Here is a 25847-nt window from a genome sequence, read left to right as displayed (position 1 = left end):
ATGACGCCATGGAGACAGCCATAAGAGCGCTGGCCGACGAGTACGGCTCCCGTACGGAGGCCGTGCGGTACGCGCTGCTGCGCGCGTACAAGGAGAAGCTGATCGAGCGGGCGAAGGCGGACGCCGAGCGCCTGGCCGCAGACCCGGACGACCGGGCGGAGATGCTCGCCATCCAGCGTTTCATGGGCGTCGCCGAGTGATCTTCCGGGGGGCGCTGTACGAGATCAGGGCCGCGCCCGGTGCGCGGGGCCACGAACAGCAGGGCCGGCGGTTCGCGGTCGTCATCCAGTCCGACCGCTTCTCGACCAGCACGGTCACCGTCGCGCTCACGTCGGCCAGCGCGGGCCCCGCCGTGTACCGCCCGGAAATCGAGCTGGAGGGGAAGGCGACGCGCGTCCTCACCGACCAGATCTACTCGGTGGCACCCGAGCGTCTCGGGGACTTCAGGGGCGCCCTCGACGCGGACGAGCTGGTCGCCCTCGACCGCGCCCTGATGCTCAAGCTCGGCCTGTTCTGAGCGACCGGCCCCGTCGGGCTTGCCACCCCCCTCCCCCCCTGGGAGAGGATGGCGGAATCCGTACGAAGGGAAATTCACGGTGACCATCGACCCGTCCTCGATTCCGAACTTCGGGGGCCAGCCCCAGCCGCAGCCCCAAGGACCGGCGGGCCCCGTCGTCCCGGATCAGGACCTTGTGAAGCAGCTCCTCGACCAGATGGAGCTGAAGTACGTCGTCGACGAAGAGGGTGACCTCGCAGCGCCGTGGGAGCAGTTCCGTACGTACTTCATGTTCCGCGGTGAGGGAGACCAGCAGGTCTACTCGGTGCGGACGTTCTACGACCGCCCCCACAAGATCGACGAGAAGCCGCAGCTGCTGGAGTCGATCGACGACTGGAACCGTCGCACGCTGTGGCCGAAGGTGTACAGCCACACCCACGACGACGGCACCGTCCGTCTGATCGGCGAGGCGCAGATGCTGGTCGGCACCGGCGTGAACCTCGAGTTCTTCGTCTCGTCGACGGTCAGCTGGGTGCGCGCCGCCATCGAGTTCGACCGTTGGCTGGTGGAGCAGCTCGGCCTTGAGCAGGAGGTCAACGACTCGGAGAAGCCCGAGGGCGACGAGTAGCGGGCCCCGGGCCCCGGCAGCGAGGGGGAGGGGGGTGCGGGCCGGTGCGGTCGGCACCCCCCTCTCCTTACTTTCGCAGTGCCTTGAGCCGCCCCGCCGCCTCCCGCAGCACCTCCGGTCGTTTGCAGAACGCGAACCGCACGAACGGCGCCCCCTCCTCCCGGTGGTCGTAGAAGACCGCGTTGGGGATGGCGACGATGCCCGCGCGCTCGGGCAGGGCGCGGCAGAAGGCGAAGCCGTCGGACTCGCCGAGGGGGCGGATGTCGGTGGTGACGAAGTAGGTGCCGGACGGGCGGAACACGTCGAAACCGGCCTCCGCCAGGCCGTCCGCCAGCAGGTCCCGCTTGGCCCGCATGTCCTCGCGGAAGCCGGTGAAGTAGCTGTCGGGCAGGGCCAGCGCCTTTGCGACGGCGTACTGGAAGGGGCCCGCGGAGACGTACGTCAGATACTGCTTCGCCGAGCGCACCGCCGTGACCAGCGCGGGAGCCGCCGTCACCCAGCCGACACCTTGTTGGCCTACCTATTCCTATGTCGTGCGACAGGCCCCGACTCGGATCTCCGGCACCGGTGGTGAGCGGGCCGCACAACCGGTCCGGACCGGTCTGCCGGCCGTACCGACGGGCTCGGTGACGCGGCACTGTCCGTCGTATCCTGACCACACACGGGAAGGAGCCGTCCATGAGCGTCGACGCGATCGTGCACACCGAGTTCCCCAAGGGGTACACGGTCCTGTTCGGGGCCGACGGAAAGGTGATCATGACCCCGCAGAGCGAAGAGCACTCCAGCACCATCAGGTCGATGCAGATCGACTCCGCTCTTGCCCTCGGCCGTCACGCGAAGGTCACCTCCGACGTCTACATCGACTTTCCCGCCGACGAGAACTCCGCCCCCGACCTCGCGATCCTGCGCGAGGACGCACGCAAGGACGGCAAGCGCTACAGCTTCGAGGACGTCCTGCTGATCTCCGAGGTCGTCTCGACCTCTTCCGCACGCAAGGACTACGACGACTGCACCGCGAAGTACGGCCGCTATGGAATCCCGATCTACCTGGTCGTGGACCCCTACGCCCAGGAAGTCGTCCTTCACACCCAGCCGACCGCCACCGGTTACATCGCCGCACACACCCACAAGTACGGCACGGGCAAGCTCCCCATCCCCCTGGCCGACGGCCGCACCTTCACCCTCGACCTCGACGAACTCCCGCGCCCTGATCCCGAGGCGGACGCCCGCTGACGAGGGACTCCCCGCTGGCCAGGCCCGTGCCGTCGGCACCGCCGTCGCCGGACGTGGTCGTTCCTGGTCGGGGCAGCCGGCTGGGATGGCCTGGCCTTTCGTCGATCGGGATCAGCCAGAGGGCGTGCCGTTCCGTGCCGTGAGCTCGTGCGACGAAGTCCGGTTCGCCGCAAGGAAGTTCGAAGCCGCGTTTACTGCGGGCGGCAACCACCGCGTACTGCCCTGAGATAGCGGGCCCGCTCGTCCTCGGCCGAGTTGCCGGCCCCGGTTCGGCGATAGCGTGGCACGGCAACGACTGCTGCAGACAGGTGGGCGAGATTTCATGCGGATGCGGTTCGAACCCGAGGCCGAGGAGGAGTTCGAGGCAGCGCGTGGGCTGCTGGTCGACCGCCTGGTTCGGTGGGCCGGGGAGCAGGGGCTGCCGGTGGACGGGTACATGGCCGAGACGGTGCTGGACTACCGGCACCTGGCGACTGCCGACGGCCGACTGGGGCTGTGGGAGTCGCGCCATGTGGAGGAGCTACTGCTCTCCTGGCTTCCCCAGCAGGTCACCGAGCTTCCCGGGGAGGAACGCGCCGACGCCCCGGGCACACTGCGCACGCTACTGCGCTATCTGCACGCCGCGCAGTTGGCGGACCCGCGCGGCCCCTCACTCCAGGATTCCCTCGCCGCGGTCGACAGGGCCGCGGCACAGCATCTGGCGGCGATGACGGACCGCACTCGCTGGGGATTGGCGAAGTTCTGGGCGATGACGGCCGCGGAGCAGGGCGTGGACATCCAGGACGGGGCGGCGTTTCAGCGCTTCGCGGACAGGGCGCAGCGCGGGGAGGTCGCCTACGATCAGCAGGCTCTCGCCGTGATCATGGAACGGCGGCTGACCGGCCGCGCGCTGTCCGGCGTGGCCCGGGCCGAGCCGCAACTGCCCGTGATGCTTCCCCCGGACGACGAACTGCGCCGCCGGGCCGAGGCGTCGACGACCGTGGCGCAGTTGCGCGGACTCGCCGAATGGGCGGGGCAGGGCGGCCGCCCGGTGACGGCGACGGGACGGCTGCGGATGGCGGAGGCCCGCGAGCTGGTGGACGGACTCGGCACCGGCGACCGGATTGAGGGGGTGCGCTCTTCGGCCGACCTGCCGCGGCTGGGACTGCTGATGGAGTGGGCGAAGAAGGCACGGCTGGTCCGGGTGGTCAAGGGGCGGTTGTACGCGGTGGCCAAGGCCCGGCCGGTGCTGGCCGACCCGCTCCAGCTGTGGCTGCGCGCCTTCGACGCGTGCTTCGAGCTGCGGCAGGCCCTGATCGGGGCACGCAGCGGCTGGCACGTCGAGTCGATGCTCTTCGACGTCTACGAGCACATCCTGGACGACGTGCTGAACACGCTCTACAGCCTGCCGTACCCGATGCCCTGGCCGCGGCTGCGCGACACGGTACACCTGGCCTATCGGACCTCCTTCCAGCTCGACGCCGGGTTGGACCTTCAGCACCGGACGTGGTTCGAGCACGCCGACCGGGATCTGCGCGCGGTGCTCGACCTGCTGGACGACCTGGGCGCGATCGAGCGTGACCGTGGGATGGCCGATCCGGTGTTCCTGGACATCGACCTCTCCGATGCCGGTCCCGAGCTGCTCGCGGACATGCCGCCGGAGCTCGCGGAGCTGCTGGGCGTCGTGGGGGAGGCAACGGACCCGGCGGCGCGGGAGCGTGCCGATGCCCGGCGAGAGGAGCTGACCGCCGGGCCGGTCGAGCTCATCCGTCTCACCGAGCTCGGTACCCGGGCCGTACGACAGCGGTTGCTGGCGGCCGGCAGGGACGCACCGTTGGTCGGTGAACTGGCCCAGGCGCCGGCGGCCGGCCTGCTGGGGGTGCTGGCCGAGGACTACGACCCGGACGCCGCCCGCACGGAGCTGGCCGACTGGATCACGGCCCGCGGCGAGCGGGAAGATGCCCTGCGGCAACTGACCGACGCCGCAAGGACCATGACCTTCCGCACGCGTGCGCAGGCGATGCTCGACGTGCTGCCGGCGGCGTTGCCGGACGGTGAGGGCGAGCGGCTGCTGCGCGCGCTGCGGCGAGACACACAGCTGGCGCCGCTGGCGCTGAACGCGCTGGCGCACCGTGAGTTGCTGTCCCCAGAGGACATGACCGATGCAGAGTCTCTGCTGGTGCTCGCCGAGAGCCTGCTCCAGCTCGTGGAGTTGGCGGGCGGCGGGGACGGCGCCGAGGAGACGCTGCGGGCCCAGGGCTCCCAGGCCAGGGACGCGGTTGCCGCCGCGTTGGACTCCGCGCACCCGGACCGGGCCGGACTCGACGAGCTCAGGCAGCTGGCGGCCCGGGCACTGGGTACCCACGGCGCCCGCGCCCGGAAGGCTCGGCGCTCCTCAGGCAAGAGCGGCCGCAAGCGGCGCCGCTGACCGGGCAACACCGCCTGGCCCGCAGGTGCCGGGTGCGCTGGCACTGCCCGCCCGCGAGCAGGTCCCGTTTGGCCAGCATGTCCGCGCGGAAGTCCGCGAAGTACGAGTCGGGCAGGCGCAGGGCCTCGGCCACGGCGTATTGGAAGGGCCCGGAGGCGACGTAGGTGAGGTACTGCTTGGCCGAGCGGACGGCGGCGACGAGATCGGGGACGCCGGTAACCCAGGCGCTTCGTGTTCATGCATCCATTTGTTTCCTGGCTCCGCGTCCTGTCGCAGGAGCGGGGCTTTCAGCTGCTATCCACGTCGCGCGATAGAAATCAGAGCACAATCAGAGTACGGTCTGAGTATGAGCATCGCACCCTTGGCATTCGAATCGGAGTCTGTCTCGTTCACCGATCTGTCTCGCAATCCGAAGGCTGTCGCCGCCAGGGCCGCTGCCCTGGGATGTCTGCGTGTCACGCACCGAGACGCGCCCGACATGGTGCTGACCACGGCCATATACGCAGAGCGCGCCGAGGAAAACCTGACCACGGCGTCCCGGCTGTTCCTTGCACTGTTGAAGCAGGACGACGGTGCCAAGTCGCTTTTGCTCGCGCTGCCCGAGGTGTTCCCGTGGGTGCGCCACCTGGACGCTGAGGAAGTCCGGGAATTCACTGTCGAGCTTCTGGAAGCGCTGTCCGACGCCGCTGAACTGGGCGCCAGGGAGGCTGTGCACCGAGCGATCGTCTCGTGGCGGGCCACTGCCCGCATCAACGCCGATCCTGACCAGCTCAGAGAAGCGCTCCGTCCGCTCGGTGACGTCGACCTCGGCCCCGTCGAGGTGCACGAGTGAGTCCGAAGAAAGGCGATCGGGTCAGTGTTCCTCCGCTGAGCGGCTGGAACGTCGTTTACGGCACGACGGAGGCCGCGACCGGTTGGGAGCCAAACGCGCATCGCTGCCTGGAAGCCCTTCGCGCAGACCCGCTGTCGCGGGCTAACTGGAACCGCCAGCACCAGCTCCGAGGCAGACACGCCACCAGGGAATGGAAGGGCTCTGAGCTGGAGCAGTGGGAGTACGAGATCACCAGCGGCGGCCGGGTCCGCTACCTGGTCAGCCCGGACACCTCGACTGTGATCCTTGTGTACGCCTCCCCGCGACACCCGAAGGACACCGAATAGCCTGCGGCGCTTCGCTCGTGCAGAAGGCAGAGCGAACCGGGGCGCGGGCTGCGACGGGGTCTTGCGGTGCTGGTGGCGGGCCGACTGGAGTCTGAGGGCGGCCGTGCCAAGGACGACCGGCCCCGTGGGCGGCGGTCAGTGCGCGAACGCCTTGCGGAGCCGTTCCGCCGCGTCCGCCAGTACCTCCACGCGTTTGCAGAACGCGAACCGGACGTATGGTGCGCCGGCCTCTCTGTGGTCGTAGAAGACGGCGTTGGGGATGGCGACGACACCCGCACGCTCAGGCAGGGCGCGACAGAAGGCGAGGCCGTCGCTCTCGCCGAGGGGCCGGATGTCGGCTGTGACGAAGTAGGTGCCGGTCGGCTGGAAGACCGTGAAGCCGGCGTCGGTGAGGCCGGCGCTGAGCAGGTCTCGCTTGGCCTGCATGTCCGCGCGGAACCCCTCGAAGTACGTGTTGGGCAGCGCCAGCGCCTCGGCGACGGCGTACTGGAACGGCCCAGACGACACATACGTCAGGAACTGCTTGGCGGAACGGACGGCGGTCACGAGCTCCGCGGTTCCGGTAACCCAGCCGACCTTCCAGCCGGTGTACGAGAACGTCTTGCCGCTCGACGAGATGGTGACCGTGCGCTCGCGCATCCCCGGGAAGGTCGCCAGCGGGATGTGCCCGGCCGGGTCGAAGACCAGGTGCTCGTAGACCTCGTCCGTGACGACGAGCAGGTCCCGCTCCACCGCCAGCTCGGCGATCGCGGTGAGTTCCGCGCGGGTCAGGACGGTGCCGGTCGGGTTGTGCGGGGTGTTGAGCAGCAGCAGCCGGGTGCGGTCGGTGACCGCGGCCCGCAGTTCGTCCAGGTCGAGCCGGAACGCGCCCTCGTGCGGGCGCAGCGTCACCGGCACCCGGGTGCCGCCCGCCATCGCGATGCAGGCCGCGTAGGAGTCGTAGTACGGCTCCAGGGCGATCACCTCGTCGCCGGGCTCCAGCAGGGCCAGCAGGGTCGCCGCGATCGCCTCGGTGGCGCCCGCGGTGACCAGCACCTCCGTGTCGGGGTCGTACGACAGGCCGTAGTACCGCCGCTGGTGGGCGGCGACGGCGGTGCGCAGTTCGGGGACGCCGGGGCCCGGCGGGTACTGGTTGCCGCGGCCGTCGCGCAGCGCCCGCACCGCCGCCTCCCGGATCTCCTCGGGGCCGTCCGTGTCGGGGAAGCCCTGGCCGAGGTTGATCGAGCCGGTGCGCAGCGCCAGCGCGGACATCTCGGCGAAGATCGTCGTACCGAACTCGGCGAGCCGGCGGTTGAGGAAGGGGCGCGTGGTGGACGTCATGGCGGTCATCCTGCGCGCAAGCTCTGGAGTTCCTCAACTGTGCTTTGGGCCGGGAGGGGGCGGGGCATCCCCCGGTCACAACGCGCGAGGCGCCCACGGGGGGCCGCTTCGGGGGAGTTCGAAGGAGGGGCGGCATGCTGAGTGTCGGGATGGGTGGTGTCGTGGTCGGGGTGATGACGGTGGTGGCGCTGATGCTCCTCGTCGCCGGTCTGTTCGCGGTGGCGTCGCTGCGGCGGCCGGTGCGGGCGCGCTCCGGTGGGCGGAGCGGCTCCAGCGGCTCCGGCAACCGGGCCAGCTGGTGGGCCGACTCGGGCAGCGGGCACTCCGGGGGCGGCGACTCGGGGGGCGGCCACTCGTGCGGGGGCGGGTCGTCGTGCGGTGGAGGGGGCGGCTGTGGGGGAGGCAGCTGACGTCACCGGTGCCGGTGGCCGAAACCGTACGGGCGCCCGCGGGTTCACCCGATTCCGCGGGCGCTTCCGTGCGCCTGCGGTACTCCGGCGCACGCCGGACCGGACAGGCGTGCGCCGTCGTTGAACAGTTGAGCTGTGGAGCCCTCTGAGGGATGGAAACCCTACGAAGTTGGGTAAAAACGCTGTGGCGGCGCCACAGTTCATGATTCCCTCTAAATCACCAGAGCAGCCCATGGACGTCCTGCGGAACCTTCCTTCCTGACTCCTGTCCGGGCTGTCCGGGCTGACCGGGTGCTCTTCCCGGAGCAGACCGGGGTACACCGGCGCCGACCGGGTACTCCGGAACCCCACACCGCCTTTTTCTTTGCGTGCCAGCGGAGCCGATCCATGCTCACGACCCTCAAGACCTCCTACACCGATACGCGCGCGGCCGACCTGGCCTGGGCACTGGGCCGTGAGCCACTGCCCGCCCTGGCCACCCTTGACCTCGAACTCGCCGGTGCGAGACTCCAGTTGAGACTGCTCGGCGCGTCCCACCAGGTGCTCCTGGAGGAGGCGCGGATGCACTGCTCGGAGACGGTCGCATGCATCCCCGGCAGCAGTACGCCGCTTCCGCTGGGCGTCGCCAAGCGGGTCGGGGACTGGGAGTACGAGTTCGCCGCGCGCGTCGAAGTCCTCTCCCCGGGCTGCTTCGCGGGCCGCGCCCAGGAGTTGCTGGCCCTCGTCTCCGACCATCCGCACGGCCTCGCCGGGGTGTTCCCCGGCAGCCCGCACGCCTTCACCGCGATGCTCGCCCAGCGCCACGAGGGGCAGGTGCACTGGCGCACCTGGCACGCCTACCCCCAGGATGGGCAGTTGGTGGCGACGCGCACCCGGGTGGGGGTGCGCAGGCGCACGGGCGGGGCGAGACCGGGCACGGGGGCCGAACCGGGGCGGGCCGCGGAGAGACCGGGGCGGGCCGGAGCCGAGCCGGGGAGACTCGACCCGACCGCCGTCTGATCGGATTCCGAGCTGAAACGCGAGACACCCGTAGAACAGGCGTCTCCACACGTGTGGGTGACCAGTCCGTGCACATCCGTGACGTAACGTCCCTGTTGTGATCGACCCGCACGCGCCGTCACGCCCCGGCGCCCCGCCGTCCTGGCGCGGCCCCGCGAAGCTCCCCGTCAGGCCGGACACCGGACGGTTCCTGGTCCTCGCGGGTGTCTTCGTCTGCGCGGCCTGCGGGCTGGTCTACGAACTCGAACTCGTCGCCCTGGCCTCGTACTTGATCGGGGACTCGGTCACCCAGGCCTCCGTCATCCTCTCCGTGATGGTCTTCGCGATGGGCATCGGCTCCCTGGCGGCGAAGCGGCTGCGGGGGCGCGCGGCCGCCGGGTTCGGGGCCGTCGAGGTGGTGCTCGCGCTGGTCGGCGGCAGCAGCGCCATGGTGCTCTACGCGGTCTTCGCCTGGACGGGCGACTGGGGCGGCCTGTGGGGGTACGGCCCGCGCTGTCTGCTGGTCGGCTTCTCGCTCGCGATAGGTCTGCTGATCGGCGCCGAGATCCCGCTGCTGATGGAGCTGATCCAGCGCATCCGGCGGCAGGACGCGGGCCGTGCGGTGGCCGACCTGTTCGCCGCGGACTACGTGGGCGCGCTCGTCGGCGGTCTCGCCTTCCCCTTCCTCCTCCTGCCGTTCCTGGGCCAGTTGACGGGCGCCCTGCTCACCGGCGCCGTCAACGTCGTCGCCGGGGGTGCCCTCGTCCTCGGGCTGTTCCGCGGCGACCTCAGCCGCCGCGGGCGCTGGCTGCTGCTCGTCGCCAACCTGGCGGTGCTGGCGCTGCTCGCCGCCACCGCCGTACTCGTCGACGACTTCGAACGCGCCGCCCGGCAGGCGGTCTACGGCAAGCACGTGCGCGTGGCCCTCCAGAGCGACGTCCAGGAGATCGTCCTCACCGGCGGCACCCACGGCCGCCCCCTCGACCTCTTCCTCGACGGGCGGCTGCGGATCAGCGGACGCCACGAGCGGCGCTACCACGAGGCGCTCGTCCACCCCGCGATGAACGGCCCGCACGCGCGCGTGCTCGTCCTCGGCGGCGGTGACGGCCTCGCCGCCCGGGAGGTGCTGCGCCATCCCGGGGTGCGCGAGGTGCACATCGTCGAACTCGACCCGGCCGTCGTACGGCTGGCCCGCGAGGACCCGGCGCTCGCCGCGCTCAACGGCCACGCCTACGCCGACGCGCGCGTGCGGGTGTCCACCGGCGACGCCTTCCACTGGATGCGTCGGGCGCCCACCGCCTCGTACGACGTCGTGATCGCGGATCTGCCGGACCCCGGGATCACGGCCAGCGCGAAGCTGTACTCGCAGGAGTTCTACGGCCTGGCCCGGCAGGTGCTCACCGGCGGCGGGCGGCTCGCCGTGCACGCCGGGCCCGTCACCACCCGGCCGCGGGTGTTCTGGACCGTGGAGGCGACCCTGCGCGCCGCCGGACTGCGCCCCGCCCCCTACCGCGTCGGCGGCGGCGCCACCGGCTTCGGCACCGGACCCGACCGCACCGCCGGACACTCGTCCGCCGGGCACGACTGGGGCTTCCTGCTCGCCGCGTCCGACGCCCGCCCGCCGCTGCGGGTGCCCACCGCGCCCCGGCCGCGGACGCTGACGCAGCGGGCGCTGTCGGGGGACGCGCGGGCGGCGGCGCGCACCCGGGTGCGCGGGCTGCCCGCCTCGACGCTGGTGCATCCGCGGTACGCGGGGTGACGGGTGGGGCCGGGGGTTTCCGGGAGGCGCTTTCCGGCTTATTCACGGCCCTCGGTGGGTAGGCTCCGTCGACATGGAGCACGAGGTCTTCATTCCGGTTCCGGCCGAGCGGTTGCGGGAGGCGCTGGCCGACCCCGCGCGGGTGGCCCGGGCGGTTCCCGGGCTCCAGCAGGAGGCGGGTGCCGAGCCCGTCGCCGGGCGGCTGAAGGTACGGATCGGCTCGACCAGCATCACCTACCGCGGCGCCCTGCGGCTCACCGCCCAGGACGACGGGCGGTACGCCGTCGAGGGCGACGCCACCGAGACCCGCGGCAGCGGCTCGGTCAAGCTGGCGCTCACGCTCCGGGTGCGGTCCGCCGAGGAGGGTGCCGTGCTGGCCGTCGAGGGGACCGCCGACGCGGACGGGCGGGTCACCGAGTTGCCGGCCGACGCCGTCGGCTCCGCCGTCACCCGGTTGCTCAACCGGTTCGGGGAGCGGCTCGGGGCCGAGCAGCCCGCCGAGACGGTGGCCACCGAGGACTTCGAGCCGTCGGCGTCCGGGGACTTCGAGGCGGCTCCGGACGCGGACGACGCGCCGGTGCCGCCGGCGCCGGAGGCGTCCGCCTCCGTGTTCGAGACCGAGGTGCCGCCGTCGTCGCTAGCGCCCGACGAGCCGGGCACCGCCGAGGACTTCACCGACGCCGAACCGCCCGCCGAGGCCGCGCACGCCCGGCGGACGATGATCGGACGCAGCGCGGAGGAGGTCGACCACGCCCCGCCCCGCGGCCGGTACGCGCCCGTCCCCGCCCCCCAGCCCGTCTCCCCGGGCGGCGCCCTGCGCTGGGCCGCCCCCGCGGCGGCGGTCGTCGTCGCCTCGATCGTGGTCGGACGGGTGCTGCGCAGACGGCGGTGACGGGTGTCGTGCACGTGGGGGTGGCGGGTGTCGCGCGTGGCGGTGGCGGGTGTCGCGTAGGCGCCGGTTCCGGGCACCGTGCGAGCGCCGGGTCGCGGGTGTCGCGCATGTGTCGATGGCGGGGCGCCGCGCAAGGGGCGGTCGCGGGTGTCGTGCGCGTGCGGGCGTCGTGCGCGGTGTATGTGCCGGTGGTGGGCGCGGTGTATGTGCGGGTGGGGGTGTCGCGTAGGTGCCGGTGGCAGGGTGCCGCGTGAGCGCCGGTACCGGGTGCGGCGTATGGGTCCGTGGCGGGGTGCCGCGCGAGCGGCGGTTTCGGGTGCCGTGTGAACGGCGGTGGCACGGTGGCGACATGGGTGCGGACCGGCGCCAGTAGGGTCGTCCCGTGAGTAACGACGACATCACGTTGACCGCGGGTGACGCGGAGGCCACCGTGCAGGTGGCGAACGGCGGCCGGGTCGGAGGGCTCCGGGTCGGCGGTGTGGAGCTGCTGCGGCAGGGGGAGCGGTTCGGGTGCTTCCCGATGGTCCCCTGGTGCGGGCGCATCCGCGCCGGGCGGTTCCTGGACGGCGCGACCGAGCGGCAGATGCCGCTGAACGCGCCGCCGCACGCCATCCACGGCACCGCCCGCGACGGCGCCTGGACCCTCGCCCGGCACACGGCCGACGAGGCGGTGCTGACGTACGACCTCGTGGAACCCTGGCCCTACCCGGCACGGGTGACACAGGTGGTCGCGCTGGCGCCGGACGCGCTGACGCTGACCATGGCCGTGGAGACGTACGAGACCTCCTTCCCGGCGCAGATCGGCTGGCACCCGTGGTTCAACCGGGAGATCGACGGCGCCCCGGTGGAGATCGGCTTCGCCGCCGAGTGGCAGGAGGAGCGGGGGGAGGACCATCTGCCCACCGGACGGCGGATCGACCCCAAGCCCGGCCCCTGGGACGACTGCTTCGGCATGCCCGGCGGCGTCGACGTCACCCTGACCTGGCCGGAGCGGCTGGAGCTGAAGGTGACCAGCCCCGAGGAATGGGTCGTGATCTACGACGAGCAGGACGCCGCCGTCTGCGTGGAGCCGCAGACCGGACCGCCCAACGGGCTCAACACCCTCCCGCGGCTCGTTACACCGCTGGAGCCGCTGGAGGCGACGACGACCTGGAGCTGGCGGCGGCTTCAGGCCGCTTAAGCTGGCAGGCATGACGGACGTGCGTGCTGCGCTGCTTCAGCAGATCAAGGACAAGGCCGTGGTGCACGGCAAGGTGACCCTGTCGTCGGGCATCGAGGCCGACTACTACGTCGATCTGCGCCGGATCACCCTCGACGGCGAGGCCGCCCCGCTGGTGGGGCAGGTGCTGCTCGACCTCACCGACGGGCTGGAGTTCGACGCGGTGGGCGGGCTGACCATGGGCGCCGACCCCGTCGCCGCGGCCATGCTGCACGCCGCCGCCGCCCGCGGGAAGCGGCTCGACGCGTTCGTGGTCCGCAAGGCCGCCAAGGCGCACGGCCTCCAGCGGCGCGTCGAGGGCCCGGACATCGCGGGGCGCCGGGTGCTCGTCGTCGAGGACACCTCGACCACGGGCGGTTCGCCGCTCGCCGCCGTGGAGGCGGTGCGGGAGGCCGGGGCGGAGGTCGTCGCCGTCGCGACCATCGTCGACCGGGCCACCGGCGCCGCCGAGAAGATCCAGGACGGCGCGGGGGTGCCGTACCTGTACGCCTTCTCCAGGGACGAGCTGGGTCTTGACTGAGGCTCGGCGGTCGGCCCGGCGGGCTTCGTCTGGAAGGATGGGGGCGACAATGACGTCGCACCCAAGGTCTAGGTCAGGGCCGTAACCACGCAGTACGCCAACCCGCAGATACAAGGAGCGGTCAGATGCCCATCGCAACCCCCGAGGTCTACAACGAGATGCTCGACCGGGCGAAGGCAGGCAAGTTCGCCTACCCGGCCATCAACGTCACCTCGTCCCAGACCCTGCACGCGGCTCTGCGCGGCTTCGCCGAGGCCGAGAGCGACGGCATCATCCAGATCTCGACCGGCGGCGCCGAGTTCCTGGGCGGTCAGCACAACAAGGACATGGTGACGGGCGCCGTGGCCCTCGCCGAGTTCGCGCACATCGTCGCCAAGAAGTACGACGTCACCGTCGCCCTGCACACCGACCACTGCCCCAAGGACAAGCTCGACGGGTACGTGCGTCCGCTGCTCGCCGTCTCCGAGGAGCGCGTCGCCCGCGGTGAGAACCCGCTGTTCCAGTCGCACATGTGGGACGGCTCGGCCGAGACCCTCGCCGACAACCTCTCCATCGCGCAGGAGCTGCTCGCCCGCGCTGCCGCCGCGAAGATCATCCTCGAGGTGGAGATCACCCCCACCGGTGGCGAGGAGGACGGCGTCACCCACGAGATCAACGACGAGCTGTACACGACCGTCGACGACGCGATCCGTACGGCGGAGGCGCTGGGGCTCGGCGAGAAGGGCCGCTACCTGCTGGCCGCGTCCTTCGGCAACGTGCACGGCGTCTACAAGCCCGGAAACGTGGTGCTCCGCCCCGAGCTGCTGAAGGAGCTGAACGAGGGCGTCGCCGCCAAGTACGGGCGTCCGGCCGGGGACAAGGTCTTCGACTTCGTCTTCCACGGCGGCTCCGGCTCCACGGAGGACGAGATCCGCACCGCGCTGGAGAACGGCGTCGTGAAGATGAACATCGACACGGACACGCAGTACGCCTTCACGCGTCCCGTCGCCGGCCACATGTTCGCCAACTACGACGGTGTCCTGAAGATCGACGGCGAGGTCGGCTCCAAGAAGACCTACGACCCGCGGACCTGGGGCAAGCTGGCCGAGGCGGGCATGGCGACGCGCGTCGTCGAGGCGTGCCGGAACCTGCGGTCGGCCGGTACGAAGCTGAAGTAGACCTTCGTAGGAGTCCCGACGAGCCCGGCGCCTCGGCGCCGGGCTCGTTGTATATGTGGGGGATGTCGTCTGAAGTGCGGCTGGCATCGCCGCAGGGCAAGTGGGTGCTCTTCACCACCGTGCTCGGTTCCAGCATGGCCCTGCTGGACTCCACGGTCGTCAATGTCGCCCTGCCGCGCATCGGCGAGGACCTGGACGCCGACCTCGGGGCGCTCCAGTGGACCGTCAACGCGTACATGCTGACGCTGGCCGGGCTGATCCTGCTGGGCGGGGCGCTGGGGGACCGGTTCGGGCGGCGGAGGGTGTTCGTGGTGGGGGTGGTGTGGTTCGCGGTGGCGTCGCTGCTGTGCGGGATCGCCCCGAACGCGGGCGCGCTGATCGCCGCGCGGGCGTTGCAGGGGGTCGGCGGGGCGCTGCTGACGCCCGGGTCGCTGGCGCTGATCCAGGCCACCTTCCACCCCGACGACCGGGGGCGGGCGGTCGGGCTGTGGTCCGGGTTCGGGGGGATCGGGGCGGCGGTCGGGCCGTTCCTGGGCGGCTGGCTGGTGGACGGGCCGGGCTGGCGGTGGGTGTTCCTGCTGAACGTGCCGCTGGCCCTGCTGTGCGTGCCGGTGGCGCTGCGGCACGTCCCGGAGTCCGGCGACGGCAAGGCGGCGCACGGGCGGTTCGACGTGCTCGGGGCGGTGCTGGGCGCGGCGGGCCTCGGGCTGGTGACGTACGCGCTGATCGGGGCCGGGGAGGGCGTGCCGGGGGCGGTGGTGGTGGCCACGGCGGTGGCGGGCGTCGCCGCGGGGGCCGCGTTCGTGCGGGTGGAACGGCGGCGGGCCGAGCCGATGATGCCGCCCGCGATCTTCGCGTCCCGGCAGTTCACGGCCGTCAACGTGGTCACGCTGTGCGTGTACGGGGCGTTCGGCGGGTTCTTCTTCCTCGGCGTGGTGCAGTTGCAGGTGGTGTCGGGCTACTCGGCGCTCGGGGCGGGCACCGCGCTGCTGCCGACGACGGTGCTGATGCTGCTGTTCTCCGCCCGGTCGGGCGAGCTGAGCGACCGGATCGGGCCGCGGGTGCCGCTGACGGTGGGGCCGCTGCTGTGCGCGGCGGGGCTGCTGCTGATGCTGCGGGTGGGCGAGGACGCGTCGTACGTCGCCGATGTGCTGCCCGCCGTGCTGGTGCTCGGCGTCGGCATGGTCACCCTGGTCGCCCCGCTCACCGCGACCGTGCTGGCCTCGGTGGACGTCGGCCGCGCGGGTCTCGCGAGCGGCATCAACAACGCGGCGGCCCGCGCGGCGGGGCTGGTGGCGGTTGCCGCGCTGCCGCTGCTGGCCGGGATGGGGCCGGACGCCTACCGGTCGCCCGACGCGTTCGACGCCGCCTTCGGGCGGGCGATGCTGATGTGCGCGGGCGTCCTGGTGGTGGGCGCCGCGCTGGCCTTCGCGACGGTCCGCCGCCCGGCCCCGGACTGCGCCCGCCCCGAATGCCACACCCACGGCTCGGTGGCGGTACCACCGCTGGAGGGCCGGCGGGGCGGCAGGCTGGGCGAGGGGGTCGGGGGGTGAGGGGTGGCGTCGCCGTGCGCTGGGGTCGGGGGTGAGGGGTGGCGTCCCTGTGTGCTGGCACCGGGGGTGAGGGGTGGCGTCGCCGTGTGCTGGCACCGGGGGTGAGGGGCGGCGTCGCCGTGTGCTGGCACCGGGGGTGAAGGGCGGTGTCCCCGTGCGCCGGGACCGGCCCCCTGGGACGTCGTCGGATGCCTCAGACTGGACGCATGACGATTCACGAGAACCTTCTCGGGGGCCCGCCCCCGACCCACCTCCCCGACGACCCCGAGCCCCGTGAGCTGCTCGCGAACGGTTCCGCGCCCGCGGAGGTCGCCGCGAAGTACCCGACCTCCTCGCTGGCCTGGGCGCAGCTGGCGGACGAGGCGTTCGAGCGGGGCAGCGTCGTGGAGTCGTACGCCTATGCCCGTACGGGCTACCACCGCGGTCTGGACGCGCTGCGCCGCAGCGGGTGGAAGGGGCACGGCCCGGTGCCGTGGGAGCACGAGCCGAACCGTGGCTTCCTGCGGGCGCTGCACGCGCTGGCCCGTGCCGCGGGCGCGATCGGCGAGCAGGACGAGCACGAGCGCTGCACGCAGTTCCTGAAGGACTCCTCCCCGACGGCCGCCCAGACGCTGGGCTGACCGCTGCCGGTCCCGGCCCGTCTGTGATCAGGCGGGCCTTGCGGGCACCCCGGGCATTGCGGAGGATGCTGGTGGGGACCGGGGCCCCCGTGCCGGGATCGGCAGGGGCGGACCGCTACCCGGAGTACACAGCAGGAGACAGCGATGTCCCATGAGGCTCAGCAGGCTCACGAGCCCGAGACCCCGCATCTCGATTTCCAGGGCACGACGCCGTACGAGGACTACGTCAAGGCGGACGTGCTCACCCACCTCCAGCACACCCTCTCCGACGATCCCGGAGAGATGGTCTTCCTGGTCACGACCCAGGTCATGGAGCTGTGGTTCACCGTCATCGTCCATGAGTGGGAGACCGCGGCGGACGCGTTGCGCGAGGACCGCGTGCCGGTCGCCGTCGACGCGCTGAAGCGCTCCGTGCGGGAGCTGGAGGCGCTGAACGCCTCCTGGAAGCCGCTCGGCCAGCTCACCCCGCAGCAGTTCAACTCCTACCGCTCGGCCCTCGGCGAGGGCTCCGGCTTCCAGTCCGCGATGTACCGGCGGATGGAGTTCCTGCTCGGCGACAAGTCCGCGTCGATGCTCGTGCCCCACCGAGGCGCCCCGCGCGTGCACGCCGAGCTGGAGAAGGCCCTGCACGAACCCAGCCTCTACGACGAGGTCCTGCGGCTGCTCGCGCGGCGCGGGCACGCGATCCCGGAGGCGGTGCTGCGGCGTGACGTGGCGCTGCGCTACGAGCCGTCGGCGGAGGTCGAGGCCGCCTGGACGGCCGTCTACTCGGGCGACCCGGACGACGAGCTGGCCCGGCTCGGCGAGGCGCTGTCCGATGTCGCCGAGCTGGTGTGGCGCTGGCGCAACGACCACCTGGTGGCCACCCGCCGCGCCATGGGCGCCAAGGCCGGCACCGGGGGGTCCGCCGGGGTCGCCTGGCTGGAGAAGCGGGCGCAGAAGAGCGTCTTCCCCGAGCTGTGGACGGCGCGGTCGTATGTCTGAGCAGCGTGTGCGCGCGGCGAAGCTGGACGCCGCGGACGAACTCGCCGGGCTGCGTGCCCGCTTCGTCCTCGACGACGCCGTGTACCTGGACGGGAACTCCCTGGGCGCCCTGCCCGCCGCCGTCCCCGGCCGCGTCGACGACGTCGTCCGGCGGCAGTGGGGCGAGCTGCGCATCCGGTCCTGGAGCGAGAGCGGCTGGTGGACCGCGCCCGAGCGGATCGGCGACCGGATCGCCCCGCTGGTGGGCGCGGCGGCCGGGCAGATCGTCGTCGGGGACTCCACGAGCGTCAACGTCTTCAAGGCGCTCGTGGGTGCGGTACGGCTGGCCGGGGAGGGGCGGGACGAGATCCTCGTCGACGCCACCACCTTCCCCACCGACGGCTACATCGCCGAGTCCGCCGCCCGGATGACCGGCCGTACGCTGCGGCCGGTGGCGCCCTCCCAGGTGCCGGGCGCGCTGGGCGACCGTACCGCCGCGGTGCTGTTGAACCACGTCGACTACCGCACCGGCCGCCTGCACGACCTGCCCTCGCTCACCGCGGCGGTGCGCGCGGCGGGCGCCGTCTCGGTGTGGGACCTGTGCCACAGCGCGGGCGCGCTGCCCGTCGGGCTCGACGAGCACGGTGTGGACCTGGCGGTCGGCTGCACCTACAAGTACCTGAACGGCGGGCCCGGTTCACCGGCGTACCTGTATGTGCGCCGGGACCTCCAGGAGCGGTTCGACTCGCCGCTGCCCGGCTGGAACTCGCACGCCGAACCCTTCGGCATGCGCCGCGACTACGAGCCCGCGCCCGGCGCGGTGCGCGGCCGGGTCGGCACGCCGGACATCCTCTCCATGCTGGCCCTCGAGGCGGCCCTGGAGGTGTGGGACGGGGTCTCCGTCGACGCCGTACGGGCCAAGTCGCTCGCCCTGACCGACTTCTTCCTGGAGTGCGTGGCGGCGTACGTACCGGCCGGGCGGGTGGAGTCTCTGACGCCGGACGCGCACGCCGAGCGCGGCAGCCAGGTCGCGCTGCGGTGCGCCGACGCCGGTCGGGTGATGGCGCGGCTCATCGAGCGGGGGGTCGTCGGGGACTTCCGGCACCCGGATGTGCTGCGGTTCGGGTTCACGCCGCTGTACGTGGGTTTCGGGGACGTGGAGCGGGCGGCCCGGGTGCTGGGGGAGGTCATCTCATCGGACTGATACCGTCCCGGCCAACCACTGAGATTCGCTTTTCCCGCTGAGAGGTTGGAGCATGCCGGACGCCGACGCAGCCAGAGATGCCGCAGTGCCGCAGGACGCCGCTGCCGCGGAGGAGGCGTCGGCGTTCGCGCACCCGCCCGTCGATCCCGACCGCACCGCCGCGTACGGCGGCCACCCCGACCAGGTGGTCGACTTCTACCTCCCGCGCGGCGGGCCCGACGGCGCCCCGGCGGCCGAGGGTTCCGCAGTGCCGCTGGTCGCCGTCCTGCACGGCGGCGCCTGGCGGGCGGCGTACGACCGGCGGCACATCACGCCGTTCGCGGACTTCCTGGCGCGGCGGGGCTTCGCCGTGGCCGTCGTGGAGTACCGGCGGGGCGGCGCGGAGGGGACCGCCGGGCGCTGGCCGGACACCTTCGACGACATCGCAGCCGCGCTGGACGCGCTGCCGGGGCTGGCCCGGGAGGCCGTGCCGCGGGCCGACCCGCGCCGTACGGTGCTCACCGGGCACTCCGCGGGCGGGCACCTCGCCCTGTGGGCCGCGTCCCGGCACGTCCTGCCCGCCGACGCCCCCTGGCGCACCGGCGGCCCCGCCGAACTGCGCGGCGTCGTCGCCCTCGCCCCGATCGCGGACCTCGCGGTCGCCGACAAACTGGACGTGTGCGGCGGCTCGGTCCGTGAACTGCTCGGCCCGGAACCCGACTTCGGGGAGCGCCGGGCCTACGCCGACCCCGCCCTCCTGCTGCCGACCGGCATCGCCACCACCCTGGTGCAGGGCCGCACCGACGTCGACGTACCGCCCGCGGTCGCCGAGGCGTACGCCGACGCGGCGGCGAAGGCAGGGGAGGTGGTGGGGCTGACGCTGCTGGAGGACGTCGGGCACTTCCCGCTGATCGACCCGGCGGCGGACGCCTGCGCGGTGGTGGCGGAGGAGATCGCGCAACTGGCCTGGTAGTACTTCAGGGGGACCCCCAAGGACCCCCCTCACTGGTGACGACCGCTACCCCCGGCCGGGCCTACCGTCTTGTATGTGACCGAGACGACCCAGACAGGGATGACCCCGCCGGGCGGCGGCAGCCCCGCCCGCAGCCCCGAGTTCCGGCTGGCCATGGACGCCTTGCGCGGGCTGCGCCAGGACCTCTTCCACGACGCCTTCGCCTACCGCCCGCTGCCCCGGGCCGACATCGACGGGCCGCTGGTCAGGCGGCTGCCCGGCAGGCTGCGGGAGCGGGCCGGGCTGGCACCGCACGCGGTGGTGGCGGCGGCAGGTGCGCTGGCGATGCTGGTCTCCTGGGGGAGCGGTGGCGGGAGCCTGACCGCCGTGGTGTGCGGGGTGCTGGCGCTGCTGCCGGTGCTGCTGACGCTGATCCGGCCCGTCGGCGCGTTCTGGCTCTCCTTCGTCTCGACGGCGGCCGTCGCCACCGTGGGGACGTCGTGGGGCAACTGGCCCTGGCTGCCGGGAAGTTTCGTCTCCCACCTGGCCGTGCTGACCATCGTGGCGATCCGTACCCGGCCGCGTACGGCCGCGTGGATGTGGGTGCTCACGGCGACGTACGGCTTCTTCGCCGAGACCGGCTTCGGCTGGGGGCACTACACCACCAACACCGCGCCCATGCTCGTGGTCTCCGCGCTGTTCCTGCTCGCCGTCACCGTCTGGCACACCCGCCGCACCGCCGAGCAGGAGGTGACCGCGCAGCAGACGGTGACCGCGCACGAGCGGTCCCGGCGCACCCTGCTGGAGGAGCGCACGACCATCGCCCGTGAGCTGCACGACGTGGTCGCTCACCACATGTCGGTCGTCGCGATCCAGGCCGAGGCCGCGCCCTACCGGGTGGAGAACCCGCCGCCGGAGCTGGAGCGGGCCTTCGCCACCATCCGGGAGAACGCGGTGGCCGCCCTCACCGAGCTGCGCCGCGTCCTGGGCGTGGTCCGCGCCGAGGACTACGAGGCGCCGGACGCCCCGCAGCCCACCCTCGCCGACCTGGACGCGCTGCTCGCCAACGTGCGCGACGCGGGGCTGCCGGTGGCGAAGACGGTGACCGGGGCGGTGCGGGAGCTGCCGCAGGGCGTGGAGCTGTCGGCGTACCGGATCGTGCAGGAGGCGCTGAGCAACACGCTGCGGCACGCGCCGGGAGCGAACGCCCGGGTGGAGATCGGGTACGTCCTCGGCGGCCTCGGCCTGCGCATAGTCAACGACCCGCCGCCCGCGCCGCTGCTGGTCAAGCCGTCACCGGGGGCGGGTCACGGGATCACCGGGATGCGGGAGCGGGTGTCGATGCTCAGCGGGGAGATGACGGCGGGCCCGACCGCCGAGGGCGGCTACGAGGTGACGGTGTTCCTGCCCGTCGCCATGGTGACGCCGAGCGAGGACGAGGCATGACGACCATCCGCGTGCTGATCGCGGACGACCAGATGATGGTGCGCGAGGGCTTCTCCGTCCTGCTGAACGCGATGCCGGACATCGAGGTCGTCGGCGAGGCGGTGAACGGCCGCGAGGCGGTCGAGCGGGTACGGGAGCTGAGCCCGGACATCGTCCTGATGGACATCCGCATGCCCGAGCTGAACGGCATCGAGGCGACCCGGGAGATCGTCGCCCTGGACGGTGCCGCGAAGGTCCTCGTCCTGACCACGTTCGACCTCGACGAGTACGTGTACCAGGCGCTGCGCGCCGGGGCCTCCGGCTTCCTCCTGAAGGACGCCTCGGCCCGCCAACTGGCTGACGGCGTACGGGTCGTGGCATCGGGCGAGGCGCTGCTGGCCCCCTCCGTGACCCGCCGCCTCATCACCGAGTTCGCCAAGCTGTCCGACGCCCCGCGCTTCCCGGCCACCGCCCAGGCGGCCTACGGCGACCTCACCGAGCGCGAGACGGAGGTCCTGGTCCTGATCGCCCAGGGCCTGTCCAACGCGGAGATCGCGGAGCGGCTGGTGGTCGCCGAGTCGACCATCAAGACCCACGTCAGCCGCATCCTCGTCAAGCTGGGCCTGCGGGACCGCACCCAGGCCGCGGTCTTCGCCTACGAGGCCCGCCTGGTGACCCCACGCTGACCGCCGCCCAGCTCGCACCACACGTACTTGCCCCCCGCCTCCAACGCCCTCGTCCGGTACCCCAGGGAGGCGCCCCGCGCCGGGGTGAGTGACGGCACCCCTGGTCAGGGAGGGGGTCGGACGGTTAGCGTCCGGTCATGGCAGCCTTTGACCCCTGGGACTCCGCGTTCCTCGCCAACCCGTATCCCGCGTACGCCGAGCTGCGGGCGCGGGGGCGGGTGCAGTACTTCGAGGCCACTGATCAGTGGCTGGTGCCGCGGCACGCGGATGTGTCGGCTTTGCTGCGGGAGCGGCGGCTGGGGCGGACGTACCAGCACCGGTTCACGCACGAGGACTTCGGGCGGACCGCGCCGCCGCCCGAGCAGGAGCCGTTCCACACGCTCAACGACCACGGGATGCTGGACCTGGAGCCGCCGGACCACACCCGGATCAGGCGGCTGGTGTCGAAGGCGTTCACACCGCGCACGGTGGAGCGGCTGAAGCCGTACGTGACCCGGCTGGCCGGCGAGCTGGTGGAACGGCTCGTCGAGGCGGGGGGCGGGGATCTGCTCGCCGACGTCGCCGAGCCGCTGCCCGTCGCCGTGATCGCGGAGATGCTGGGCATCCCGGAGGGTGAGCGGGCGCCGTTGCGGCCCTGGTCGGCGGACATCTGCGGGATGTACGAGCTGAACCCGTCCCCGGAGACGGCGGCCAAGGCCGTGCGGGCGTCCGTGGAGTTCACGGAGTACCTGCGGGAGCTGATCGCCGCGCGGCGCAAGGAACCGGGGGAGGATCTGATCTCGGGGCTCATCGCCGCCCATGACGAGGGTGACCGGCTCACCGAGCAGGAGATGATCTCGACGGCCGTGCTGCTGCTGAACGCGGGGCACGAGGCGACCGTCAACGCCACCGTGAACGGGTGGTACGCGCTGTTCCGGAACCCTGAGCAGCTCGCCGCCCTGCGCGCCGACCACTCCCTCGTGCCGGGTGCCATCGAGGAGCTGATGCGCTACGACACCCCGCTCCAGCTGTTCGAGCGGTGGGTGCTGGACGAGATCGAGATCGACGGGACGACGATCCCGCGTGGCGCGGAGATCGCGATGCTCTTCGGTTCCGCCAATCATGATCCGGAGGTGTTCGAGGCGCCGGAGGTGCTCGACCTCGGTCGGAAGGAGAACCCGCACATCTCCTTCAGCGCCGGTATCCACTACTGCATCGGCGCGCCCCTCGCCCGGATCGAGCTGGCGGCCTCCATGACGGCCCTGCTGGAGAAGGCCCCGACGCTCGCGCTCGCGGAGGAGCCGGAGCGGAAGCCGAACTTCGTGATCCGGGGGCTGGAGGGGCTCAGCGTCTCGGTCTGAGGCGGCGGGCCAGCGCCCAGGCGCCCAGGGCGAGCGCGGTGCCGCCGAGGACGGCCAGGGGCAGCTCGGCGTAGAGGACGCTCCAGTCGGGGGACTGCTCGAAGCGGAAGAAGCGGGCCCGGAAGTCCATGGACCACAGCGCGAGCCCCGCGCCCGCGCCGACCGCGGCGAGCAGACATCCTCCGGCGGCCTGTGTACGTTCTCCCATGTCAGGACAGACGCGTACGGGCCGCCGGAGGTTTCGCTACTTCGTTTCCAGGTCCCGGCGCTGGAACCCGAGCAGGCCCAGCCACACCAGTCCGGCCGCGATCAGCGTCAGCAGGAGCAGCGGGGTCCAGGACATGTCCGCGGCGGGCAGCTGCGGGACATGGCCGAGCGGGGAGAGGTTGTTCATCCAGTCGGGGAACTGGAGGATCTCCCCGAGGTAGCCGACGACGAAGGCGTACACCGGCACGATCCACGCCGCCGACGTGGCGCGCGGGAACCAGCCGAACAGGACGACCGCGACGCCGACGGAGACCCACAGGGCGGGTGCGTAGGCGAGGGCCGCGCCCAGCAGCTCCCACAGCAGCCCCCCGTCGCCGGTGGACGCGGCGCCGGAGATGCCGAAGCCGAGCCCGGCGAGCAGCAGTACGAGGGTGCCGCCGCCCATCGCCACGGCCAGGTGGCTGCCGACCCAGCGGCTGCGCGACAGGCCGGTGGCGAGCAGGGGCTCGGCGCGGCCCGCGGTCTCCTCGGCGCGGGGGCGCAGCGCCGCCATCATCACGTACACCGCGGCGACGACCGCGAGGACCACCATGACGATCGACGCGAACGACTCGGTGATGGTGGCGCCGCCGACCTGCTCCAGGGCCTCCTGGATCTGGTCGATGTCCTCCAGCATGCTCTCGGCGTCGCCGAGGATGGAGCCGTACATGACGCCCATCAGGAACAGGCCGGAGCCGAAGCCGATGAGCATGCCGCGGTGCAGGCGCAGCGCGAAGCCGAGCGGGGTGGTGAGCGTGGCGGAGGCGACGGGGCTGCCGAGCTTCTCCGGGCGCAGTCCGGCGCCGACGTCGCGCCGGGTGGAGAGCACGAACCCGGCCGCCGCGCAGGCCACGGCGAGCGTGAGGCAGAGCAGCAGGGGCAGCCAGTTGTCGTCGACGTAGGGGTAGGTTCGCTGGGCCCAGCCGATCGGGGAGAGCCAGGACAGGGCGGCGTTGTCGCCGCTGTCGCCCGCCGCGCGCAGGACGTAGGCGAGGCCGATGACCGCGAGGGCCATGCCGGAGGCGCCGCGGGCGTGGGCGGTGATCTGGACGGTGACGGCGGCGACGGCGGCGAAGACGATGCCGACGGCCGCGTGCGTGGCGCCGTAGAGCACGGAGCCGGAGGCGTCGATGCCGTCCATGCCGAGGCCGCTCAGCCCGACGGCCAGCAGCAGGGCCAGCGCGAGGTTGGCGAGGACGGCGACGGTGAGGGCGGAGGCGAGGTGGGCGTGGCGGCCGACGACGGTGGAGCGGATCAGCTCGGCGCGGCCGGTCTCCTCCTCGGCGCGGGTGTGCCGGGTGATGATCAGGACGCTCATCAGGCCGACGAGGACGGCCATGAAGCCGATCATCTCGTGGGCGAGCATGGCGCCGAAGTTGTAGTCGTCGAGGTAGTGGCGCGGGCCGGACATGGCGAGTCCGGCCGGGCTGTCCATGGTCTCGGCGACGTTGGCACGGTCCTCGGCGTCGGGGTAGAGCGTCTTGTAGTTCTGCGCCGTCATGACGGTGCCGAGGAACAGGGCGAGGACCCACACGGGGAGCCGGACGCGGTCGCGGCGCAGCGCGAAGCGGAGCAGGGTCCTGGTCCCGGCGAGGGTGTTGCCGCCGGTGACCGGCCGGGCGGGTGCCTGGGGCGCGGGGGTGGCGGTGGAGGTGCTCATGCCGCGTCCCCGGCCGTTTCCTTGGCGGTGCCGCCGTTGCCGTGACCGTTGGCGGCGAGTTCGTCGCCGTAGTGGCGCAGCATCAGCTCTTCCAGCGTGGGCGGGTGGCTGATCAGGCTGCGGATGCCGTACTCGGTGAGCTTGCGGACCGCGCCGTCGACCTCGGCGCCGTCGACGTCGAAGCGCACCCGGCCGTCGGTCGTCTGGAGGTTGTGGACGCCGGGCAGGGTGTCGAGGCCGTCGGCGGGGCGTACGGTCTCGGCCTCGATGGTGGTGCGGGTCAGGTGCCGCATCTCGGTGAGCGTGCCGGACTGCACGGTCTTGCCGAGCCGGATGATGCTGACCCGGTCGGCGAGCTTCTCGACCTGGGCGAGGATGTGGCTGGAGAGCAGGACGGTCTTGCCCGCGGCCTTGGCCTCGGCGATCACGTCCTGGAAGACGACCTCCATCAGCGGGTCGAGGCCCGCGGTGGGCTCGTCGAGCAGCAGGAGTTCGGCGTCGGAGGCGAGCGCGGCGACGATGGCGACCTTCTGCCGGTTGCCCTTGGAGTAGGCGCGGCCCTTCTTGGTGGGGTCGAGGTCGAAGCGTTCCACGAGGTCGGCGCGGCGCTGCTTGTTGATGCCGCCGCGGAGCCGGGCGAGCAGGTCGATGGCCTCGCCGCCGGTGAGGCCGGGCCACAGTTCGACGTCGCCGGGGACGTAGGCGAGGTGGCGGTGGAGTTCGACCGCGTCCGCCCAGGGATCTCGGCCGAGGACCTGTGCGGCGCCGGAGTCGGCGCGCAGCAGGCCCAGCAGGACCCGGATGGCGGTGGACTTCCCGGCGCCGTTGGGGCCGAGGAAGCCGTGGACCTCGCCGGTCTCGACGTCGAGGTCGAGTCCGTCCAGCGCGTGAGTCCGTCCGAAGGACTTGTGGAGTCCGGAGACGGTGATGGCCTTGGTCATGTCTTGAACCTATCGCCGTCTTCACAAATTTGTGAAGTTAAGGAAGCGTATAAATGGTCGTTAGACTGGCCGTAGGCGCACGACCAGGGGAGATGATGCGG

The 25847-nt window shown here is 72.3% G+C and carries 26 protein-coding genes and 2 pseudogenes; 22 read left to right on the top strand and 6 right to left on the bottom strand.

What is annotated here, in order from left to right; all coding sequences use genetic code 11:
- The first annotated feature begins 8 nt into the window (after positions 1-8).
- From KBY47_RS24095 to KBY47_RS24085, 3 genes are all read left to right on the top strand, one after another.
- On the top strand, positions 9-200 hold the full coding sequence (locus KBY47_RS24095; protein ID WP_210924079.1) for a hypothetical protein: 192 nt from the start codon (positions 9-11) through the stop codon (positions 198-200).
- Positions 197-517, top strand: a complete 321-nt coding sequence (locus tag KBY47_RS24090) for a type II toxin-antitoxin system PemK/MazF family toxin (protein WP_210924077.1) — start codon at positions 197-199, stop codon at positions 515-517. Before KBY47_RS24095 ends, KBY47_RS24090 begins: the two co-directional genes overlap by 4 nt.
- A 79-nt stretch (positions 518-596) precedes the next feature.
- Positions 597-1124, top strand: coding sequence for a YbjN domain-containing protein (locus tag KBY47_RS24085; RefSeq protein WP_210924075.1), 528 nt, complete (start codon positions 597-599; stop codon positions 1122-1124).
- Positions 1125-1191: 67 nt separating this feature from the next.
- Here KBY47_RS24085 and KBY47_RS24080 read toward each other — a convergent pair.
- A pseudogene (locus tag KBY47_RS24080) lies at positions 1192-1629 on the bottom strand (aminotransferase class I/II-fold pyridoxal phosphate-dependent enzyme); the annotation flags it as partial.
- A gap of 173 nt (positions 1630-1802) precedes the next feature.
- Between KBY47_RS24080 and KBY47_RS24075 the strand changes: the two are divergent.
- Both KBY47_RS24075 and KBY47_RS24070 read left to right on the top strand, forming a co-directional pair.
- Positions 1803-2357 carry a Uma2 family endonuclease gene (locus KBY47_RS24075; protein ID WP_124440429.1) on the top strand — a complete coding sequence of 185 codons (555 nt, stop codon included), beginning with the start codon at positions 1803-1805 and terminating at the stop codon, positions 2355-2357.
- A gap of 328 nt (positions 2358-2685) precedes the next feature.
- Positions 2686-4764 (top strand): hypothetical protein, encoded by a 2079-nt coding sequence (locus KBY47_RS24070; RefSeq protein ID WP_210924073.1) that lies wholly within the window; start codon positions 2686-2688, stop codon positions 4762-4764.
- A 46-nt stretch (positions 4765-4810) separates the two neighbouring features.
- Here KBY47_RS24070 and KBY47_RS36690 read toward each other — a convergent pair.
- Positions 4811-4987, bottom strand: a pseudogene (locus KBY47_RS36690) (aminotransferase); the annotation flags it as partial.
- A 123-nt stretch (positions 4988-5110) separates the two neighbouring features.
- On the opposite strand from KBY47_RS36690, the gene KBY47_RS24065 reads away from it, so the two are divergent.
- Entirely contained in the window at positions 5111-5596 is a 486-nt protein-coding gene (locus KBY47_RS24065) for a hypothetical protein (RefSeq protein ID WP_061927666.1), read from the top strand.
- Positions 5593-5922, top strand: coding sequence for a hypothetical protein (locus KBY47_RS24060; protein ID WP_210924071.1), 330 nt, complete (start codon positions 5593-5595; stop codon positions 5920-5922). Before KBY47_RS24065 ends, KBY47_RS24060 begins: the two co-directional genes overlap by 4 nt.
- Before the next feature lie 135 nt (positions 5923-6057).
- Here the strand turns inward: KBY47_RS24060 and KBY47_RS24055 are convergent, their stop codons facing one another.
- Positions 6058-7251 carry a pyridoxal phosphate-dependent aminotransferase gene (locus KBY47_RS24055; RefSeq protein ID WP_210924069.1) on the bottom strand — a complete coding sequence of 398 codons (1194 nt, stop codon included), beginning with the start codon at positions 7249-7251 and terminating at the stop codon, positions 6058-6060.
- A 125-nt stretch (positions 7252-7376) separates the two neighbouring features.
- Between KBY47_RS24055 and KBY47_RS24050 the strand changes: the two genes are divergently transcribed.
- The 15 genes from KBY47_RS24050 (at position 7377) to KBY47_RS23980 (ending at position 22899) form a co-directional block, all read left to right on the top strand.
- Entirely contained in the window at positions 7377-7652 is a 276-nt protein-coding gene (locus tag KBY47_RS24050; protein WP_210924067.1) for a hypothetical protein, read from the top strand.
- A 387-nt stretch (positions 7653-8039) separates the two neighbouring features.
- A complete protein-coding gene (locus KBY47_RS24045) occupies positions 8040-8651 on the top strand; it encodes a DUF2617 family protein (protein ID WP_247695138.1) in 612 nt (203 codons plus the stop codon).
- A 97-nt stretch (positions 8652-8748) separates the two neighbouring features.
- Complete coding sequence (locus KBY47_RS24040) at positions 8749-10389, top strand: polyamine aminopropyltransferase (RefSeq protein WP_210924065.1); 1641 nt, start codon at positions 8749-8751, stop codon at positions 10387-10389.
- A 73-nt stretch (positions 10390-10462) separates the two neighbouring features.
- On the top strand, positions 10463-11281 hold the full coding sequence (locus tag KBY47_RS24035; RefSeq protein WP_210924063.1) for an SRPBCC domain-containing protein: 819 nt from the start codon (positions 10463-10465) through the stop codon (positions 11279-11281).
- Positions 11282-11663: 382 nt separating this feature from the next.
- Positions 11664-12461: an aldose 1-epimerase gene (locus KBY47_RS24030; protein WP_210924061.1), complete on the top strand. Its 798-nt coding sequence runs from the start codon at positions 11664-11666 to the stop codon at positions 12459-12461.
- A 10-nt stretch (positions 12462-12471) separates the two neighbouring features.
- A complete protein-coding gene (gene pyrE / locus KBY47_RS24025; protein WP_210924060.1) occupies positions 12472-13020 on the top strand; it encodes an orotate phosphoribosyltransferase in 549 nt (182 codons plus the stop codon).
- Positions 13021-13145: 125 nt separating this feature from the next.
- Complete coding sequence (gene fbaA, locus KBY47_RS24020) at positions 13146-14177, top strand: class II fructose-bisphosphate aldolase (RefSeq protein WP_210924059.1); 1032 nt, start codon at positions 13146-13148, stop codon at positions 14175-14177.
- Positions 14178-14239: 62 nt separating this feature from the next.
- Positions 14240-15730, top strand: coding sequence for an MFS transporter (locus KBY47_RS24015; RefSeq protein ID WP_210924058.1), 1491 nt, complete (start codon positions 14240-14242; stop codon positions 15728-15730).
- Positions 15731-15936: 206 nt separating this feature from the next.
- The gene (locus tag KBY47_RS24010; protein WP_210924056.1) at positions 15937-16350 is read left to right on the top strand and encodes a DUF3151 domain-containing protein; all 414 of its coding nucleotides are present in this window, start codon (positions 15937-15939) and stop codon (positions 16348-16350) included.
- A gap of 144 nt (positions 16351-16494) precedes the next feature.
- The gene (locus KBY47_RS24005) at positions 16495-17334 is read left to right on the top strand and encodes a tryptophan 2,3-dioxygenase family protein (protein ID WP_210924054.1); all 840 of its coding nucleotides are present in this window, start codon (positions 16495-16497) and stop codon (positions 17332-17334) included.
- On the top strand, positions 17327-18517 hold the full coding sequence (gene kynU / locus KBY47_RS24000) for a kynureninase (protein WP_210924053.1): 1191 nt from the start codon (positions 17327-17329) through the stop codon (positions 18515-18517). The genes KBY47_RS24005 and kynU overlap by 8 nt, the downstream gene beginning before the upstream one ends.
- A gap of 52 nt (positions 18518-18569) precedes the next feature.
- The gene (locus KBY47_RS23995; RefSeq protein WP_210924052.1) at positions 18570-19469 is read left to right on the top strand and encodes an alpha/beta hydrolase; all 900 of its coding nucleotides are present in this window, start codon (positions 18570-18572) and stop codon (positions 19467-19469) included.
- Between the two features lie 75 nt (positions 19470-19544).
- Positions 19545-20894: a sensor histidine kinase gene (locus tag KBY47_RS23990; protein WP_374103106.1), complete on the top strand. Its 1350-nt coding sequence runs from the start codon at positions 19545-19547 to the stop codon at positions 20892-20894.
- A complete protein-coding gene (locus KBY47_RS23985; RefSeq protein ID WP_210924051.1) occupies positions 20891-21559 on the top strand; it encodes a response regulator transcription factor in 669 nt (222 codons plus the stop codon). The genes KBY47_RS23990 and KBY47_RS23985 overlap by 4 nt, the downstream gene beginning before the upstream one ends.
- 137 nt (positions 21560-21696) lie before the next feature.
- Positions 21697-22899, top strand: coding sequence for a cytochrome P450 (locus KBY47_RS23980; protein WP_210924050.1), 1203 nt, complete (start codon positions 21697-21699; stop codon positions 22897-22899).
- Here the strand turns inward: KBY47_RS23980 and KBY47_RS23975 are convergent.
- From KBY47_RS23975 to KBY47_RS23965, 3 genes are read right to left on the bottom strand one after another with little or no spacing between them, the layout of a single operon-like run.
- A complete protein-coding gene (locus KBY47_RS23975; RefSeq protein WP_210924049.1) occupies positions 22883-23107 on the bottom strand; it encodes a hypothetical protein in 225 nt (74 codons plus the stop codon). The two genes, KBY47_RS23980 and KBY47_RS23975, sit on opposite strands and share 17 nt — an antisense overlap.
- A 36-nt stretch (positions 23108-23143) precedes the next feature.
- Positions 23144-24805 (bottom strand): ABC transporter permease, encoded by a 1662-nt coding sequence (locus KBY47_RS23970; protein WP_210924048.1) that lies wholly within the window; start codon positions 24803-24805, stop codon positions 23144-23146.
- Positions 24802-25746, bottom strand: a complete 945-nt coding sequence (locus KBY47_RS23965) for an ABC transporter ATP-binding protein (RefSeq protein WP_210924040.1) — start codon at positions 25744-25746, stop codon at positions 24802-24804. The genes KBY47_RS23970 and KBY47_RS23965 overlap by 4 nt, the downstream gene beginning before the upstream one ends.
- Positions 25747-25847 lie beyond the last annotated feature (101 nt).

The organism is Streptomyces sp. B93 (genome assembly GCF_018070565.1).
Classification (GTDB): Bacteria; Actinomycetota; Actinomycetes; order Streptomycetales; family Streptomycetaceae; genus Streptomyces.
This window is presented reverse-complemented; position numbering and strand designations above follow the sequence as displayed.

Coding starts and splice junctions, on each gene's coding strand:
- KBY47_RS24095 (WP_210924079.1), top strand. CDS start 9: ATGGAGACAGCCATAAGAGCGCTGGCCGACGAGTACGGCTCCCGTACG.
- KBY47_RS24075 (WP_124440429.1), top strand. CDS start 1,803: ATGAGCGTCGACGCGATCGTGCACACCGAGTTCCCCAAGGGGTACACG.
- KBY47_RS24070 (WP_210924073.1), top strand. CDS start 2,686: ATGCGGTTCGAACCCGAGGCCGAGGAGGAGTTCGAGGCAGCGCGTGGG.
- KBY47_RS24065 (WP_061927666.1), top strand. CDS start 5,111: ATGAGCATCGCACCCTTGGCATTCGAATCGGAGTCTGTCTCGTTCACC.
- KBY47_RS24055 (WP_210924069.1), bottom strand. CDS start 7,251: ATGACCGCCATGACGTCCACCACGCGCCCCTTCCTCAACCGCCGGCTC.
- KBY47_RS24050 (WP_210924067.1), top strand. CDS start 7,377: ATGCTGAGTGTCGGGATGGGTGGTGTCGTGGTCGGGGTGATGACGGTG.
- KBY47_RS24045 (WP_247695138.1), top strand. CDS start 8,040: ATGCTCACGACCCTCAAGACCTCCTACACCGATACGCGCGCGGCCGAC.
- KBY47_RS24035 (WP_210924063.1), top strand. CDS start 10,463: ATGGAGCACGAGGTCTTCATTCCGGTTCCGGCCGAGCGGTTGCGGGAG.
- pyrE (WP_210924060.1), top strand. CDS start 12,472: ATGACGGACGTGCGTGCTGCGCTGCTTCAGCAGATCAAGGACAAGGCC.
- fbaA (WP_210924059.1), top strand. CDS start 13,146: ATGCCCATCGCAACCCCCGAGGTCTACAACGAGATGCTCGACCGGGCG.
- KBY47_RS24015 (WP_210924058.1), top strand. CDS start 14,240: ATGTCGTCTGAAGTGCGGCTGGCATCGCCGCAGGGCAAGTGGGTGCTC.
- KBY47_RS24010 (WP_210924056.1), top strand. CDS start 15,937: ATGACGATTCACGAGAACCTTCTCGGGGGCCCGCCCCCGACCCACCTC.
- KBY47_RS24005 (WP_210924054.1), top strand. CDS start 16,495: ATGTCCCATGAGGCTCAGCAGGCTCACGAGCCCGAGACCCCGCATCTC.
- kynU (WP_210924053.1), top strand. CDS start 17,327: ATGTCTGAGCAGCGTGTGCGCGCGGCGAAGCTGGACGCCGCGGACGAA.
- KBY47_RS23995 (WP_210924052.1), top strand. CDS start 18,570: ATGCCGGACGCCGACGCAGCCAGAGATGCCGCAGTGCCGCAGGACGCC.
- KBY47_RS23985 (WP_210924051.1), top strand. CDS start 20,891: ATGACGACCATCCGCGTGCTGATCGCGGACGACCAGATGATGGTGCGC.
- KBY47_RS23980 (WP_210924050.1), top strand. CDS start 21,697: ATGGCAGCCTTTGACCCCTGGGACTCCGCGTTCCTCGCCAACCCGTAT.
- KBY47_RS23975 (WP_210924049.1), bottom strand. CDS start 23,107: ATGGGAGAACGTACACAGGCCGCCGGAGGATGTCTGCTCGCCGCGGTC.
- KBY47_RS23970 (WP_210924048.1), bottom strand. CDS start 24,805: ATGAGCACCTCCACCGCCACCCCCGCGCCCCAGGCACCCGCCCGGCCG.
- KBY47_RS23965 (WP_210924040.1), bottom strand. CDS start 25,746: ATGACCAAGGCCATCACCGTCTCCGGACTCCACAAGTCCTTCGGACGG.